Origin of the sequence: Pedobacter changchengzhani (genome assembly GCF_004354365.1) — a bacterium.
GTDB lineage: Bacteria > Bacteroidota > Bacteroidia > Sphingobacteriales > Sphingobacteriaceae > Pedobacter > Pedobacter changchengzhani.
Genome location: NZ_SJCY01000006.1, coordinates 87,500 through 104,342, shown reverse-complemented (window position 1 = coordinate 104,342; position 16,843 = coordinate 87,500). Strand labels below are relative to the sequence as shown.

At 34.6% G+C, this 16,843-nt stretch carries 13 protein-coding genes; 11 read left to right on the top strand and 2 right to left on the bottom strand.

The genetic code is table 11. From position 1 onward, the window contains the following. Nucleotides 1–146: 146 nt before the first annotated feature. From EZJ43_RS17150 to pbpC, 5 genes are all read left to right on the top strand, one after another. Nucleotides 147–305 (top strand): hypothetical protein, encoded by a 159-nt coding sequence (locus tag EZJ43_RS17150; protein WP_165953139.1) that lies wholly within the window; start codon nucleotides 147–149, stop codon nucleotides 303–305. Between the two features lie 118 nt (nucleotides 306–423). Then, complete coding sequence (locus EZJ43_RS17145) at nucleotides 424–582, top strand: hypothetical protein (RefSeq protein WP_165953138.1); 159 nt, start codon at nucleotides 424–426, stop codon at nucleotides 580–582. Between the two features lie 189 nt (nucleotides 583–771). Further along, on the top strand, nucleotides 772–2,160 hold the full coding sequence (locus tag EZJ43_RS10255; RefSeq protein WP_133262620.1) for an arginine decarboxylase: 1,389 nt from the start codon (nucleotides 772–774) through the stop codon (nucleotides 2,158–2,160). Nucleotides 2,161–2,235: 75 nt separating this feature from the next. After that, nucleotides 2,236–2,868, top strand: coding sequence for a tetratricopeptide repeat protein (locus tag EZJ43_RS10250; RefSeq protein WP_133262619.1), 633 nt, complete (start codon nucleotides 2,236–2,238; stop codon nucleotides 2,866–2,868). 274 nt (nucleotides 2,869–3,142) lie between these two features. Then, complete coding sequence (pbpC, locus tag EZJ43_RS10245; RefSeq protein WP_133262618.1) at nucleotides 3,143–5,527, top strand: penicillin-binding protein 1C; 2,385 nt, start codon at nucleotides 3,143–3,145, stop codon at nucleotides 5,525–5,527. A 594-nt stretch (nucleotides 5,528–6,121) separates the two neighbouring features. Here the strand turns inward: pbpC and EZJ43_RS10240 are convergent. Then, the gene (locus tag EZJ43_RS10240; protein WP_133262617.1) at nucleotides 6,122–6,814 is read right to left on the bottom strand and encodes a lysoplasmalogenase; all 693 of its coding nucleotides are present in this window, start codon (nucleotides 6,812–6,814) and stop codon (nucleotides 6,122–6,124) included. Between the two features lie 112 nt (nucleotides 6,815–6,926). Next, the gene (locus EZJ43_RS10235; protein WP_207924607.1) at nucleotides 6,927–7,613 is read right to left on the bottom strand and encodes a DUF421 domain-containing protein; all 687 of its coding nucleotides are present in this window, start codon (nucleotides 7,611–7,613) and stop codon (nucleotides 6,927–6,929) included. A gap of 235 nt (nucleotides 7,614–7,848) precedes the next feature. Between EZJ43_RS10235 and EZJ43_RS10230 the strand changes: the two genes are divergently transcribed. The 6 genes from EZJ43_RS10230 to EZJ43_RS10210 all read left to right on the top strand — a co-directional run bounded on the left by EZJ43_RS10230 (nucleotide 7,849) and on the right by EZJ43_RS10210 (nucleotide 16,757). Continuing rightward, the gene (locus tag EZJ43_RS10230) at nucleotides 7,849–8,478 is read left to right on the top strand and encodes an autotransporter outer membrane beta-barrel domain-containing protein (RefSeq protein ID WP_133262616.1); all 630 of its coding nucleotides are present in this window, start codon (nucleotides 7,849–7,851) and stop codon (nucleotides 8,476–8,478) included. Nucleotides 8,479–8,840: 362 nt separating this feature from the next. After that, on the top strand, nucleotides 8,841–10,214 hold the full coding sequence (locus tag EZJ43_RS10225) for an exonuclease domain-containing protein (RefSeq protein ID WP_133262615.1): 1,374 nt from the start codon (nucleotides 8,841–8,843) through the stop codon (nucleotides 10,212–10,214). Between the two features lie 251 nt (nucleotides 10,215–10,465). Continuing rightward, nucleotides 10,466–10,882 carry a VOC family protein gene (locus EZJ43_RS10220; RefSeq protein ID WP_133262614.1) on the top strand — a complete coding sequence of 139 codons (417 nt, stop codon included), beginning with the start codon at nucleotides 10,466–10,468 and terminating at the stop codon, nucleotides 10,880–10,882. A gap of 236 nt (nucleotides 10,883–11,118) precedes the next feature. Beyond that, a complete protein-coding gene (locus EZJ43_RS10215; RefSeq protein WP_133262613.1) occupies nucleotides 11,119–11,643 on the top strand; it encodes a hypothetical protein in 525 nt (174 codons plus the stop codon). 7 nt (nucleotides 11,644–11,650) lie between these two features. After that, nucleotides 11,651–11,818, top strand: coding sequence for a hypothetical protein (locus EZJ43_RS17140; RefSeq protein WP_165953137.1), 168 nt, complete (start codon nucleotides 11,651–11,653; stop codon nucleotides 11,816–11,818). Between the two features lie 106 nt (nucleotides 11,819–11,924). Continuing rightward, on the top strand, nucleotides 11,925–16,757 hold the full coding sequence (locus EZJ43_RS10210) for an AAA domain-containing protein (RefSeq protein WP_133262612.1): 4,833 nt from the start codon (nucleotides 11,925–11,927) through the stop codon (nucleotides 16,755–16,757). The last annotated feature ends 86 nt before the right edge of the window (nucleotides 16,758–16,843 follow it).

Genomic DNA, 16,843 nt, shown 5'->3' with positions numbered 1-16,843 from the left:
GAGGCATTTGAATCTCTAAAAAAATCTTTTCTCAACAACCATTTAGTTGGAATATTCGCAGAACTCTTAATGACGAAAGAACAAATGATGATAATTGTAGCATTTCATATCAGATTCTCGTTTTACTAAGTACAAACCAATTAAATATGAACTCAAAATTTACTTCACTCAAAAAAGTAATCACGTCGATTGTAATTATTCTAATTACATTATCTTTCAGTTCGTGCAAAAAAGATCAACTTAAAATCGATTCTGTAAAGAAATTTTCGGAAGGCGATTGGAAGAGAACATCAGCTTCATTTTAAGATAATCCATATCAGTTAACACTAAACCCTGGAAATGTCACCGATATACTACCAGGTGGGGATATAGTTTATAGAGGAAACTATAAAATAAGTGGTAAATCTATAAATGTTAAAGCCGATGGACAAACCTACAAATTCGAAATTCTGTCAGAAACAGGTATTAAAGAAAAATCTACAAATGTTAATTTACGCCAAACCGATAATTGAAAATCAGGCCCTGCCACCTAAACCCGATAGCAATGGAAAGCCCGATTTTTCATCGGCTTGGAATGTATAGCGGGACTGCACGGAGTTCAGTGCACCAAACCTTGGTTTTCCAAAAAAAATCATTGGTGCTGACTTGAGGTAACAATTTTTATTGTTTACAAGCAATAAATACGCATCTGCACATTAAAAATATTGTTAATAACGATTAATTCTCGATTTAAAATTACATTTTTGCAAAAAAAAATTATTTAATAAGTAAATGCAGAGTTATTCAGAATTTCTCGATCTAAGCGTTGGCTTTCCACAGGAGGGCTTTGATGTTATAGATGATGAATTATATTTTCAGGATTTAAACCTGATGGAAATGATCGAAACTTATGGTACTCCCCTACGTTTCACGTACTTACCAATGGTGAGTAAGAAAATTCAGCAAGCGAAGATTCTTTTTCAAACTGCCATTTTAAAAAACAATTACCGTGGCGATTACAAATATTGTTATTGCACAAAAAGCTCGCACTTTAAACATATTGTAGAGGAAGCACTGAAGAACAACATTCACTTAGAAACGTCTTCGGCTTTTGATATGCCAATGGTAGATGCTTTAGAGAAAAAAGGGCATTTAACTAAGGATACAACCATCATTTGTAATGGTTTTAAAACCTATCAATACAAGCAATATATTATTGATATGTTGCACGATGGCTACAAAAACATCATCCCGGTTTTAGATAATAAGGAAGAATTTAACCTTTTTGATGATGAGGTTGAGATGGATACGCCGTGTAATTTAGGCATCCGCATTGCAGCCGAAGAACAGCCAGATTCGCAATTTTATACTTCGCGTTTAGGCGTTCGTATGGAAGATATTATTGATTTTTACAACAGTAAAATCGTTTCAAACCCAAATTTTCGTGTAAAGTTATTGCACTTTTTTATTAACTCCGGTATTACCGATTCGCCATATTATTGGAATGAATTGGAGAAATATGTAACGCTTTATTGCAAATTCAAAAAAATTAATCCTGATTTAGATACCTTGGATATTGGTGGCGGTATGCCATTTAAAGATTCATTGGTTTTCGATTTCGATTACGAGTACATGGTAAACGAAATTGTTAAACGGATTAAAGAAATATGTGCCATCCACGAAGTAATGGAGCCAGATATTATTACCGAATTTGGAAAATATACTGTGGCTGAGGCTTCGGGAATTTTATATAAAGTTTTAGGCCGTAAGCAGCAAAACGACCGTGAGAAATGGTTAATGTTGGATGGTTCTTTTATCACCAATTTACCTGATGTTTGGGCGCTAAACCAAAAATATATTTTGCTACCGATTAACAACTGGGATGCTGAATATGAGCGTGTAAACTTAGGTGGAATAACCTGTGATGGACAGGATTATTACAATCAGGAAGCGCACATGAACAGTGTTTTTATGCCTAAAACAAGAAAGGTGCAGTATTTAGGATTCTTCCACACCGGTGCTTACCAAGAAGTTTTAAGCGGTTACGGCGGTATTCACCATTGTTTATTGCCGAGTCCGAAGCATGTTTTAATCCGTAGAAATCGCGATGAAAGTTTCAATTTCGAGGTTTTTGGTGAGGAACAGAATAGCAAGCAGGTTTTGAAAATACTGGGTTATTAACTCCTAAATCCCCTAAAGGGGACTTTTGAGTAAGTTTTATACAGCGTCGAGAATTTCATTTTAAAAACAACCACTATGAAATATTTTAAAAATATTGCATTAGGCTTAATAACTGTATTTTTTGTTAGTTGCAATTCTTCTAGTGAAGATAGAGCCGACCAACTATATAAAGATGGTAAAAACGACGAAGCAGTTACTTATTATGAAAAGGCTATTGCCGAAGGAAGCGAAACCGCAATGAATAAGTTGGCGTTATTATACGATAATGAACACCAACCAGACAAAGCGAAAGAATGGTATATAAAAAGCTTTCAAAAAGGAAACGTTAAGGCGACTGAGTATTTGGCGAGTGGAAGTTTGAGGGATGGAAATTACGCTGATGTAATTAAATACAGCAAACCTCTTGCGGATAAAGGCAACAAAGAAATTGTTTACAGCTTGGGGAGCGCATATTACAAAATTAACGATTATGATAACGCCATAAAATATTTATTAAAAGATTCTAGCGATGTGGCTACAAAACATATTTTAGGATGCAGTTATTATGCTAAAGGTGATTTGAAAAATGCAGAAAAACAGTGGCGGGAAGCTGTTGATAATTACAGATCTGGAGCAATTAATTCTTACAACAAATTAATAGCACTTTATAAAGAGCAGAATAGAATGGCAGATTATAATGCCTACAAAGGAAAATATGACGGAGACTAACCCCTAAATCCCCTGAAGGAGACTTTGATTAAGTTTTAAAAAGCGCTAAGAATTTTTTCTTGGCGCTTTTTGTTGGCTATTATTTCTATTTAATAAACTTTGCTTTGGCTATATTTGGATAATACCAAAATTTACAACCTTGGCCAAACGTTTACCATTATAAAGCGGATAAAACCAATTGAGAATTTTAAAAAAGTAGTTATTTTTTCCATGATTGATATGATTTAACTTTATATCAATCGTTTAATAAAAATGTTACCCCTAAAAAGCAAAAATGTTCAAACACAATAAAGCGATATTTATTTCTGATGCAATTTGCTTGGTGCTATTGATGCTTTTTCTTTTCTGCTTGCCCACCAAACTTTTTAAATCGCCTACTTCTTACGTAATTGAAGCCAGTAACGGCAATTTGTTAAGTGCATCAATCGCAAGCGATGGACAATGGCGTTTTCCTTTAGCCGACTCTGTACCTGTGAAGTTTAAAGACTGTATCATTGCCTTTGAGGATAAACGCTTTTACAGCCATTTCGGAGTCGATTTTATTGCGATGAGCCGGGCAATGAAACAAAATTTTAAAGCCAAAGGGATTGTTAGCGGTGGCAGTACACTTACCATGCAAATCATTCGCCTATCTCGACAAAAGAACCGAACCGTTTGGCAGAAATTTTTAGAAATAATATTGGCTTTCAGACTTGAAATTAGATACTCGAAAGAAGAAATAATTGGACTTTACGCTGCAAATGCACCTTTTGGAAGTAATGTTGTCGGCCTAGAGGCTGCAAGTTGGCGTTATTACGGGCGTAATGCCAAAACACTTTCGTGGGGAGAAATGGCAACCTTGGCCGTGCTTCCAAATAGTCCTTCGTTGGTTCATCCTGGTAAAAATGCAGTTCGTTTAATTAAAAAGAGAAATGATTTACTGGATAAATTAGTACAACTTAAATACATCGATCAAACTACGGCAAACCTTTCCAAACTCGAGCCCATTCCTGGTAAGCCTATTGCACTGCCTCAAGATGCTCCACATTTATTAAATCGTTTTAAAGTAGAAAGGTTGGCTCTAAAAGTAAATTCTACACGCATTACCACTACGTTAAACCAAGATATTCAGTTAAAAGTTAATTCTATTTTAACCCGCTACAACAACCGTTACCGAGCGAACGATATTAACAATATTGCTGCCTTGGTTTTAGATGCCCGAACTGGCGAAGTGGTGAGTTACGTAGGCAACATCTATCAACCCGAAAACGCTGCTTTAGAGAGTCATGTAGATATGATAAAAGCACCCCGAAGTCCGGGAAGTACATTAAAACCTTTTCTTTACGCCAGTATGTTAACCGATGGTTTCCTCTTACCGCATACTTTAGTGCCTGATGTGCCCACGCAAATTTCGGGTTATGCGCCCCAAAACTACGATTTAGGTTACGATGGCGCCATTGCTGCCGATAAGGCTTTAAGTCGCTCGTTAAATGTTCCGGCAGTAAAAATGTTGCAACAATACAAATACCAAAGGTTTTACGATAAACTTAAAAAAATGGGTATTGGTACGCTAAATCAACCCGCCGATCATTATGGATTATCGTTAATTTTAGGTGGCAGTGAGGTGACTATGTGGGATTTGGCAAATACCTATATGGGTATGGTGCGAACGCTCGATCACTTTAATACCTATAAAGGCCTTTATAATGCGCATGATTACGACCAAGCAAATTACATTAAACCTAAACAGAAACCAGAAAAAGACGAGCAACTTAATTCATACATCGATCACGGTTCTATTTGGGCCACGTTTAACGCCATGGAAGAAGTAATGCGCCCTGGAGATGAAGGCTTGTGGGAACAATTTTCATCATCGCAACGTGTGGCTTGGAAAACAGGAACAAGCTTTGGCTTTAGAGATGCTTGGGCGGTTGGCTTAACGCCAAATTATGTAGTTTGTGTTTGGGTTGGCAACGCCGATGGAGAAGGCAGACCGGGCTTGGTGGGCATTGAAGCCGCTGCTCCTGTCCTATTTGATATTTTTAGGCTTTTGCCGAACGGAAAATGGTTTGAAACACCAAAAAGCAAGCTCAAAAAGATTAAAGTTTGCAAGCAAAGTGGTTATAAAGCTGGCGATTATTGTACCGATGTAACAGAAGAACTTGTTCCATTTGGAGGTGAGAAAACTGTGGTTTGTCCTTTCCACAAGCTCATCCATTTAGATAGAACAGGGAAATATCGTGTAACCGATCAGTGTGAAAGTGTTTCGAATATGCAACATAAAAACTGGTTTATATTGCCACCGGCGATGGAATATTACTACAAAATAAAAAATAGCGACTATAAAGATTTGCCTCCTTTTATGGCGGGATGCGATGCAAATGGCTCAACAAATATTATGGAGCTTATTTATCCAAAAAATGACGCGGTGGTTTATATCCCTTTGGAGTTGGATGGTACACGAGGGAAAATTGTATTAAATGTAGCACATCGAAATCCACGATCTAAAATATTTTGGCACATTGACGGTGAGTTTATCGCCACAACAATTAATTACCATCAGCTGGCTGTTAGTCCGCCACCAGGAAAGCATACGCTTACTTTGGTTGATGAAAACGGCGAAAGATTGGTGCAGGTTTTTACGGTGCTAGACAAGAAGAAAAAGAGTGATGAGTTTTGAGTTATGAGTTATGAGTGCTGAGTTATGAGTTGGTTAAGCGTATAAAGGAGGGAGTATAAAATCGCGGGTTGTTCTAACAAACTCCGTTCGATAATTGTTTTATTGAAGATCACGCTTTATTAGCGTTACACTTATGCCTGTCGTCTTGCTCTGTTTTTAGTGATGAATTATGAGTGCTGAGTTATGAGTTGGGTAAGCGTGTAAAGGAGGGAGTAGAAAATTGCGAGTTGTTCTAACAAACTCCGTTCGATAATCGTTTTATCAAAAAATATGCTCCATTATTTTTACACTTAAGACTTTCGTCATGCTGTGTTTTTAGTGACGAGTTATGAGTTGGGTAAGCGTGTAAAGGAGGGAGTAGAAAATTGCGAGTTGTTCTAATAATCTGCGTTCGATAATTGTTTTATTGAAGATCATGCTTTATTAGCGTTACGCTTAGGCCTGTCGTCTTGCTGAATTTATTTCAGCATCTTTCATGCTATAAAGGTCCTAAACTGAATCCGATGACTGTCGGATAAGGGTGATGATAGTTCTAACCCGAAACAGCATCTAGACTTTAGAAATCGCCAATTAACACCACTATCCTCACAAAACCTAAATCTCTGTTCTGGTTACTACCAATTTTCTTGTAACTGTACCATAAACGATTAAAAACTGTGCAATCATGTACGAAGCCATAACCAATGCCCTGCTTTCTGGAATCGGCTGAACGAACTTATTTACAGCCAAAACAGCATCAGACAGCAAGAAAAAGAGTGCACCAATTACAATAAGCTTAAAACTTAAAATATTAACTTTTCCGTATCGATTAACAGCCATTATGGCCATCACCGAAATAATAATCGCATTTAATAAAACAGGAAATTGTAATCCTCCTAAATAAGGTTGCAAGTAAAAAAATAATCCGGTACAAAATACAGAAAAAGCGCCCACCGCCCATAAAAAATATGGATTTTTATGATCGGGGTTTGATTTATGATCCAATGAAAATGCCCGAATATAAAAAATGTGACACATTAAAAAAGCGACCAATCCGTAAATAAAAAAACGATCAGATACATCTACATACATTAAAAGTATATCACCTAAAAGGGCAAAAACCAACCCTATAAAAATCTGCTTTGTAAATCGACCCTTTAAATTGGTGCTCGCAAATAACCACGCCAATAAAGTAATCACGATTAGCGGTTTAGAGAATATTGCGAATGATTGGTCTGTTTCGTAAATACCATATAATTGAATCGCAAAAACGATTCCGAATAAAGCAGAGAATATTTTATTTTTCATAGGGATTTGGCATTAAAAATATTGTTAAAAATTAAACAATGAACGAGAAGCTAATCAAAAGCAATTCTATGCGCTAAAATACCTAAATTAAAGTGTTACCAACTGCAAATGTTTATGTAATTCTCTTTTCATTTAAAGATTTAACCCATTTTGTTTTGTTGCACCTGCTACATAAAATTTGTTTTGTGGGCAGTAATTTTAAAGTATTTCCGCAGAAAGCACAGGAGTAAATACCTTCCTCTTTAATCTCCTCAGCACGATTTTTAAACAAATCAGGTAGAATTGGCAAACCATATTTCACGTCTTCATCACTATAATAGTACACGCTCATTTCGCCAGATGTTTCTATAAGTGTAAGTTTTATTTGTCCTAAATGAGAAATACTTTTTTGCCTAAGTTCGGCAAAAAACTCATCCTGAGCCAGTGATTCTTTTTTAAAGTTATCGATTGAGAAAGTACCTTCCTTAATTAAACAAGTGCATTCCCCTTCAATTAATTTCTCTATTTTTTTACTCTTCCCTACAAGGTACGATGTTGTTTTGTAAGCCAATACCACCATAAAAAACACCAACATCGCCGAACCTAAACCTACTTCTTTATAAAACATTGGGTCGCCCGCTGCCGAACCTAAACTTATAATTACTACAAGCTCGAAAACCGAAAGTTGCTTTACCCCTCTTTTGCCGAGCAAACGCAAACTGAACAAAATTATGATGTACATAATTAAAGTTCGAAGAAGAATTTCAGGAATAAAATCCCATCCTTCACTTCCGAGTAGTAGTTTTTGTAAATCTGCCATTTAATTTGGGTTTATAATTAAACTTTAATTAGCACAATATGTTTATAAAAAATCAAAATTAACGAAATGAAACATTCTAGTTGCCTTATGTGTTAAGTAGCTATCTTAACAATCACATACACATTACCTAAACTTATTAACTTAGTCGTTTTAGATTAAAATCATAACAATAAAAAATACCAATATCCTATTTAAAGGCATTAAACCAAATAAACGAATTACTTATCCAACATACATGAAATTAAAATTACTTACTTCGATTGCTATAATAAGCATCTCATTTTCTATCCGTGCGAATGCCCAAAACAACAGACAAGACAAATTATACACCGTTAGTGGCGTAGGTTTTGCCATTCCCGTTGGAGAAACTGCCGATTATTTAACACCAAAATTTTCGAGTTCTATTGGTCTAAATTTTGGTATTGGCAAGGGCGGATTATTTTTATATCCAAAGGTAAGTTTACATGCCTTTGGCTTTAACCAAATTACGCCAGATGCAGGTTATACTTATACCGTACAAAAAGGTAGAGCCACAACTTATTTGCTAAATGTAGCGTTGGGCTATAGAAAAATAGTAAATAAATGGGCATTTTATGGTTTTGCAGGTGCTGGTGGCGGTATTATTTTAACCTCGCAGGCAGCCGTTAACACAAGTACTTTGCAAGTTAATATGGATAATAAATCGAATAGTATGGGCATTATAGAAGCCGGTGCAGGTTTAGAATATAACATTGGAGGTGCAAATTTATTTGCTGAAGCTGACTATATGTACGGTTTAAGTAAAATTCAAAATCGTAGTTTCAATACGGTACCAATTTCTGTTGGGGTAAAAACGAATTTGAGTAAGCTGTTTAATAAGAAGTAAATCTCAAAACTTGGCTGACAATTTCTGACGGTATATTTATAAATTGTCGAAGTTAACTAATAGTCAGTTTTTTTCGTGATTTTATTATAAGCCATGCTGGCGTTAGAGATGGGCGGGGCTTGGTGCCAATTTTTTATTGGCACGGTAGCGAAGCGAACCCCCAGACAGCCCGGGCCCGATTTTTCATCGGGCAACGCACAAATTAAAAAAAATCTGACTATACCTTCAACAATTATTTGAAGGCAATAAAAGAAAGATTTGCTTTTAAAAAAATAGCCGGAAAAATAAAATAGAGACATATTGATTTTAATACTTTAAATACTAAATTTTTTAGCATAAATTTGTATTAAAATCATCGTAAAATGTTATATGCAATTGTAGATATTGAAACCACCGGAGGGCATGCTTCGGCGAATGGAATTACCGAGGTTGCCATAAACATTCACGATGGCGAAAGAATTGTCGAACGTTTTACCACACTTATAAATCCGAAGCAAGAAATACCTGTTTACATTACGGCTTTAACAGGCATCGATAAATCGATGCTTCACAATGCGCCAACTTTTGATGAAGTTGCGCCACAAATTTACCAATTACTTAGTGATAAGGTGTTTGTGGCACATAATGTAAACTTCGATTATTCTTTTATTAAATACCATCTTTCTGCAGCTGGCTTCGATTTACAATGTAAAAAACTTTGTACCGTACGCTTAAGTAGAAAGTTGTTGCCAGGTAAGGCATCTTACAGTTTAGGGAAACTTTGCACCGCGCTTAAAATACCGATTGAAAATAGACACCGGGCTGCGGGAGATGCAGATGCTACAAGTATTTTATTTGATATGCTGTTGGCAAATGATGGAGAAGGAATTATTGCCGAGATGTTGAAGAAAACATCGAAAGAGCAAGTTTTGCCACCACATTTAGATAAAAAGAAAATTCTGAGTTTGCCAAATCAACCGGGCGTATATTATTTTAAGGATAAGAAAGGCAAAATTATTTACGTTGGTAAAGCCAAAGAAATACAGAAAAGAGTAACCAGCCATTTTACAGGCAACAAACCGAATAAGCAACGACAAGATTTTTTACGTGATATTTACGACATAGACCATGTGGTTTGTGGCACAGAGTTGATGGCTCTTATATTAGAAGCGAGTGAGATTAAACGCTTGTGGCCAGAAAATAATCGCGCATTAAAACGTTATGAGCATAAGTATGATTTATATGTTTTTGAGGATCAAAATGGATACCTCCGCTTAGCTATTGACAAGCACAAAAAGAACAATAAAGCGTTGCAAAGTTTTAATAATTTACTAGAAGGATATAATTTTTTAAACCGTTTAATCGATCATTATCAGCTTTGTGCCAAGCTCTGTTACTTACAAAAAACCACAACCAAATGTACCGCGCACGAAAACGGGCAATGCTTTGGCGCTTGTAGCGGGATAGAAACTGTCGCCATTTATAATAAAAGAATAAATACAGCATTGTCAGAAATTGAAAATTTACAACCCAGCTTTGCCTTAGTAGATGATGGCCGAAAAGAGGATGAATTAAGTTGTTTGGTAGTGGAAAAAGGCAAATTTTACGGCATGGGTTATTTTACTGATAAAAATTATTTACAAGATGGATTAAATCCCGTAAAAGAAAACTTATCAATCTACTCTTCTAACAATTATATATTAAATTTGATATTAAATCATGCCGAACAGCATCCGCAAAAGTTGTATAAACTATAATAATATCAGTGCAATAACTTAAACTTGTAAAGCAAAATAAAGAATGTTGAGATTTTGAATAATCTTTCGAAAAATTGGCCACGGAAACACGAAAAACACGGAAAGGAGCAATCAAAATTCCGTGCAAATCTGTGCTTCCGTGGCAAAAAAAAAAATAATTAACACCCATGAAGAAATTTGTTTTAAAAATCTTGATTAACCACCGAGGCATTTTACCAATTAATCGTTCTAAATCTTAATAAAATACAATCATGACTAAATCAATTTGGATCAATCTTCCAGTTAAAAACCTTAAAAATTCTATAGCATTTTTTACGCAATTAGGTTTTACCCTCAACTTAAACTATGGCAGTAGAGAAGATTCTGCTTGCTTTTTAATTGGAGAATCTAACTTCGTATTGATGCTTTTTGAAGAGGCATTATTTGAGAACTTTATTTCATCTGCAATTGCTGATACCAAAATTGGGAATGAAGTGCTTGTATCAATTGATGCCGAAAGTGCTGAAGAAGTGGATGAAATGATTAAGAAAGTAATTGATGCGGGCGGAACAGTTTACGCAGAGCCTGGTTTTAATGGCGATTGGATGTATGGCGCAGGCTTTATAGATTTGGATGGCCATAAATGGAACCTTTTATTTATGGATTTGACTAAATTACCTTTAGGATAATTATTAACTTTTTCTTATTATTTATCGAACATTTAACGATTATATTTTAGTCAATGTAATCCTTTGCAAAAACAACGCGAGTGAAAGCGCAACTAATAATGTAAATTTGGGCTATTAAAATGTCGCTTTTTACATATAGAATTGGGGGTATCTATGAGTTATTAATCATACCAACGGAGATTTCAAAACACACATATTGGTTTGCAAAGCATACAAAATTTTCGTAAATTGGCTTAGTGAAAAAACAAAAAGATATAGGTCTTGACTTTGAAATTGACAAACTGACGAATTCGATTGAAAATGTAAAATCTAAAGATAGTTTCCCAACTGAAATTTCACTATTGACAAGGCTAGAGTTGAACGGATTAACGAAGAAAAATGGCTGGCAATTCAATTGGGATACTGAACTAAAAAACCCAATTAGAGAGATTTATAAATTGACCATTGCCAACAATCCGTTAATTATTCAAGGTGTTGTAAGTTTGGAAGTGAAGGCTGACCATGTTTATATGCATTTGGTTGAAAGTGCCCCCTTCAACATTGGTAAAAGCAAAACATATTTAGGTGTACCTGGAAATCTTGTAGCTTTTGCTTGTAAACTTTCATTTCAACGAGGAGGAGAAGGATATGTTTCTTTTCTTGCTAAAACAAAGTTGATTGAACATTACGAAAAAAGCCTTGGTGCAACTCATTTGGGAGGACAAAACATGGTTATTACCACCGAAGTCGCATTAAAATTAACAAATAAATATTTTAAATAGTGTAACTATGGGAATTATTAAAGAACCACTTGACGTTGACTTTGTAGTTGACCCAAGACCATTAACAAAAACGGAAGAAATGGCTATCAGCGACTTTATTCGTATGGATAAAGAAAAGCGTAAAATGCAAGAGCGTGAGAAAAAAGTGAGTGGAAAATCAAAACAACTCGCATAATAAAATCTACTAAACTTAATGTGTTTACGGTTTCCCATAATTTTATTGCAAATTATTATTCTACTTTAGCGAAACAAAATTGAGTTTATTCGTATCACTCAACAGTATGGAATTAACAGAGAAACTTTTAACAGAACTACAAAGACGGCTGAAAATAGGAAATCGCAGAGGCGTTCATCTTAACGCTATTCCTGCAAATTCAAGATATAAGTTCGACTTAAACAGACTTTCTCATATTGACAAGAATCTACCCGACAATTTCGTAAAAGCATTACTTTCTGAATTGCCCCTAAAGTTCCGAATTAGTTGGAAAGACAATGTGCCTGACTTGAATTCACTTTTTGAAGAAGACCAATCACAGTTGGTTAGAATTACAAAAGCATTTGAAAATCTTATCAATCAAACCGAAGCAATCGAATCTGAAAAAGGTATAAATACATTCGGTTTTGGTTTTCCAATTTTAGCAAGACGAGACAGAGCAGACAACAAATTGACCGTTGCTCCAATTCTGATTTGGTCGTTACGAATCAAAAGGACAAAAGAGTTCAATACTTGGGAAATATTACGAAACGAAGAAGACCCAATTTACATAAACGAAGTTTTAATAAATCATTTACAAAGCGATGCAAATGTTGAAATAGAACAGATACCAAGCGATATGCTTGATGATGGACTAATCAATAAAAATGAACTTATAGAAATTTGCTCAAAGCTAATTAGAACTGTAAACACTACGGCTCCAGATGATTTAGAAGAAACCTTCAAGAAGAAACTTGAAAAAATTTCGCCTATTGGCGACAAAGCCCTTTATGATAAACTTCCTTTAAACTCAACAAATTCCTTTATTGACTTTGGTGGTTTGTTTTCAATTTTTGAAGTTCAAAAACAAAACATTATTAATGACTACGGCAACCTTATGGAGCTTGAAGGAATTAATATTGACCTTGAAGATTTAGAAGGACATTCGTTTCAACCAATTTCATCGGTTGAAACCGACCCTTCTCAACAGAGCATTTTACATTCCTTGGAAGCCACAAGAAATATTTTAATTCAAGGCCCTCCAGGAACAGGTAAAAGCCAAACGCTGACAGCAGTTCTAATCAATGCACTTGAAAATAACAAGAAAACAATTGTTGTATGTGAGAAAAGAACTGCACTTGAAGTTTTACACAATGCACTTATTGAAAAAGGCTTGAACTATCACTGTGTCTTAGTTCGAGATATTGTAAAAGACCGTAAAACAGTTGTTGATTCTGTAAGAGACCGAGTAGATAATTCTGAATACAAACGTTACCGATATAACTATTCAAAGGAATCTTTAGACAACTTGATTCAAAAAGCTAAAGATTTAATAAGTAACATAAATAACAAGCATCAAAAACTTGATAAGAAACTTATTGGTAATAAATCTTGGTCTGATGTTGTTGGGAATTTATTAGCCGAAATAAAAGGCAACACAGATGACAGTAACTTGAATATTGAAAAGAACTTATTCATTTATTCAACACAAGAACTAAACACTTTGCTTGACCTTGTTCAAAAAGGGCAAATACTTTATAATGAGTTTCTACCAATAGAATCAACATCATTCATCAATTCTTTGAAGTTGGTTGGCGACAATCCATTCATAATTGAGCAGACATTAAATGAGGACTTTGATGTTTATTCAAAGCAACTTGAACAAATCAAACTTCTTTTGGAAGCTAACAGAAGTGAATTTATAATTTTAAGAAAATCTGAATTAAAAAATCAAATTGCTTCAATTTCTAACTGCATTGAAAAGACAATAGCGAAGGAGAATGAATTGAGTGCTTTGGTTTCAAATACTAAAGATGTTTTCAGCAATTTTAGAAATATTGAATTTGCCCAACAACTTGAAAGTATTTCTCAAATTATTTCTCAAATTGATGCCATTTTCAGCAAAAACACAAACAATCCCGACCTAACGAACACAGATAAAATAAATGGGTTTGGTTTTAAACTTCTATCTGTTTTTTCTAAAAGCAAGAAACAAACTATTGCTGACCACATAGAATTACAACGCAACTCCGTAAAACTCGACGAGTGTTTAAAAATTTCCAAAGATTTCCAAACACTCAATTTTACAGGCAATTTGGAAGCAAAGAAAAATTCTTTGCCGACATTGAAAACTGAATTAACAAAACTCAAGACCAGTTTTAGCGAAAAAATTGAAACTGAGTTTACCATATTCAATCTTAATTCAGTTTTAGACACAACTGATAACGGAAAACATCTTGAAGCAATACATTCAGTAATAAACGATTCAAATAATTCAGAAGCTTTTAGAACAAAACTCCAATCAATTCAAACCACTTTCAAAAATTACCTCTCTGAAATTGATTTAGTGTTTAAAGCACTTTCAAAGGATTTAGCAGAAAGCAAAGACATTAAATTGAATCAGACATTCGACAAGAGTTTCAAAGAGAATAAGGAAGCGGTGTCAGAATTGCAAGCGAAAATTGAATTGATTAAAGTTGAGTTTGATTCTAAAATTCAAAATGAGTTTCAACAAATTAGTTTGCTAAAAGCTAACTCGAACGAAATTGAAATAAAAAGCCTACCGATTCTTCAAGAAAAAGTAAATGCCTTAGCCGACAAAATAAAAGGCGATAGTTGGACGGTTGAAAAAGTGAAATTTACTGAGTTTTACAAATTTATTTCGGACATCGAAACGCTTATCCGAAACAAAAACGAATACTTCAAAGCAGAGAAGGATTTGTTCACGATAGAATTTAAGTGGTTTCAATTTTACAATGGTTTATCTGAATCAAACAAAAAAATTGTAAATGAATTAAAACAAAAAAGCAATTGGAGAAAATCAATTTTGGTGTTTTACTTAAACTCAATGCTTGTAAATTCAGCAAACTTGGATTTACCTACTAATGACGATGAACATAAGGAACTTGATAAAACATTAAACGGAGTCGAAAAGGAACAACTAAATTTCATCAAAGAGTTTTGGTTTTCCAAGCAGATAGATACAACACGAGAATTTGAACAGAAAAACGTTAATTTATCAGTAGAGAATTTATACAACAAGCGAAGTAGCAACCGCTTCAAAAGGCTCTCATTAAGGCAGATTGTTCAATATGACGCAAATCTTTTTACAAACTTTTTCCCGATAATCTTGACTTCGCCTGATGTTGCAAGTAATTTATTCAAAGGAATGAATGGCTACTTTGATATTGTAATGTTTGACGAAGCCAGTCAATTAAGACTTGAAGATAATTTGCCAGCAATTTTAAAAGGAAAGCAAATCATTATTGCCGGAGACGAGCATCAAATGCCACCTTCAAATTATTTTAGCAAAGTTTTTGATGGTAGTGTAGAAGATGAGGATGAAATTGAAGATGAAGAAAACAATCAAATTAGAATTGACAAAGATGACATTCTTTTGTCGTGTGAATCTTTGCTAGATTTTGGCTCAGAATTAAACTTCCAGAGAAAACACTTGGATTTTCACTATCGTTCAAGACATCCGTTTTTAATAGACTTTTCAAACTATGCCTTTTACAATCAAAGGCTAAAACCTTTGCCGAACAACTTTGATTATATGCCGATAAAATATGTTCAAGTAAACGGAACATTTTCGGAGCATACAAATGAAGCAGAAGCCGAAATGGTTTTATCAATTTTAGATAAAAATATAAACAGATTACCAAACGGAGAATATCCAACCGTTGGAATTGCAACCTTTAATATTGCTCAACGAAATTTGATTAAGAGTAAAATATTGGAAAGACAAAAATTTTCAAAATTCGAGGATTTCAATGCTAAAATTCAAGAGTTAGAAGAAAAAGGAATGTTCATCAAAAACTTGGAAAACATTCAAGGAGATGAAAGAGATGTAATAATTCTTTCGACAACTTACGGAATTGGTAAAGACAGAAAATTTGCACAAAGATTTGGTCCGATAAATCATTCTAAAGGCTACAAGCTTTTGAACGTAATTATTACACGAGCAAAGTTTAAAATTTATTGCTGTTCTTCTATTCCAGAACAAGTATTTATGAACTATAGAGAATACTTGACAACAGAAGATTCAAATAATAAAAGAGCCGTTTTATACGCATATTTAGCTTATTGCAAAGCGGTAAGCGAATCGAATAACGACTTGCGTTTGTCAGTCCTTACAACACTTGCAGAGAATACAACAAAGAGTGCAGGTTTTGACTCATTCAAAGGTGGTGATTTGGAATCTCCTTTTGAAGAAGAAGTTTATCAAAGTTTAGCAGACCATTTAGGAACAGAAAAATTAATTCCCCAATTGCAGTTTGCAGGATTTAGAATTGATATTGTTTACGACCCAAAAGTAGTTGGAGTTCCTAAAATTGCTATTGAATGTGATGGAGCAAAATATCATTCAAGCAGAGAAGCATATTTGTATGACCGACACCGACAAAAAATATTGGAGAATCACGGTTTTGTATTTCATAGAATTTGGAGCACAAATTGGTGGCGTAATTCAAGCAGAGAAACAACCAAACTTGTTGACTTTATTAAACAAATTGAATCAACAACAAATCCAAATTACAAAGACCATTCTCATACTGCGGTTGCATTTACAGACGACATTGTAATAATTGAGGACAATGTTTCACAGACATCTTTCATTGACATTGAAAAGGACAACGAAACAATTCAAGCAATTGAAAAAGTTGCTCCAGTTCAGACAAAGATTTTTACTGACGAGGTAAAATTAAACAGCAAAGTGCAAGTAAAATATGTGAACAATGGTAAAGACATCAGCATTCATATTGTATCGACAGAGAATAACAAAAACGACAAGTTAGACGGAATTCAAAAAGTTTATTACAAATCACCTTTAGCTCATTCCCTACTTGGACAAACAGTTGGGGACATTGTGAAAATCGGCAACCTTGACAATTTTGTAGAAATATTAAAAATAACAAACTAATGCCGACACTTCGCAGTCATACACATTTGCAAGCCCCACAAGCCAACGCACAGACCAAAGCTTGCAAAACAGTTGCTTTAAGCCGG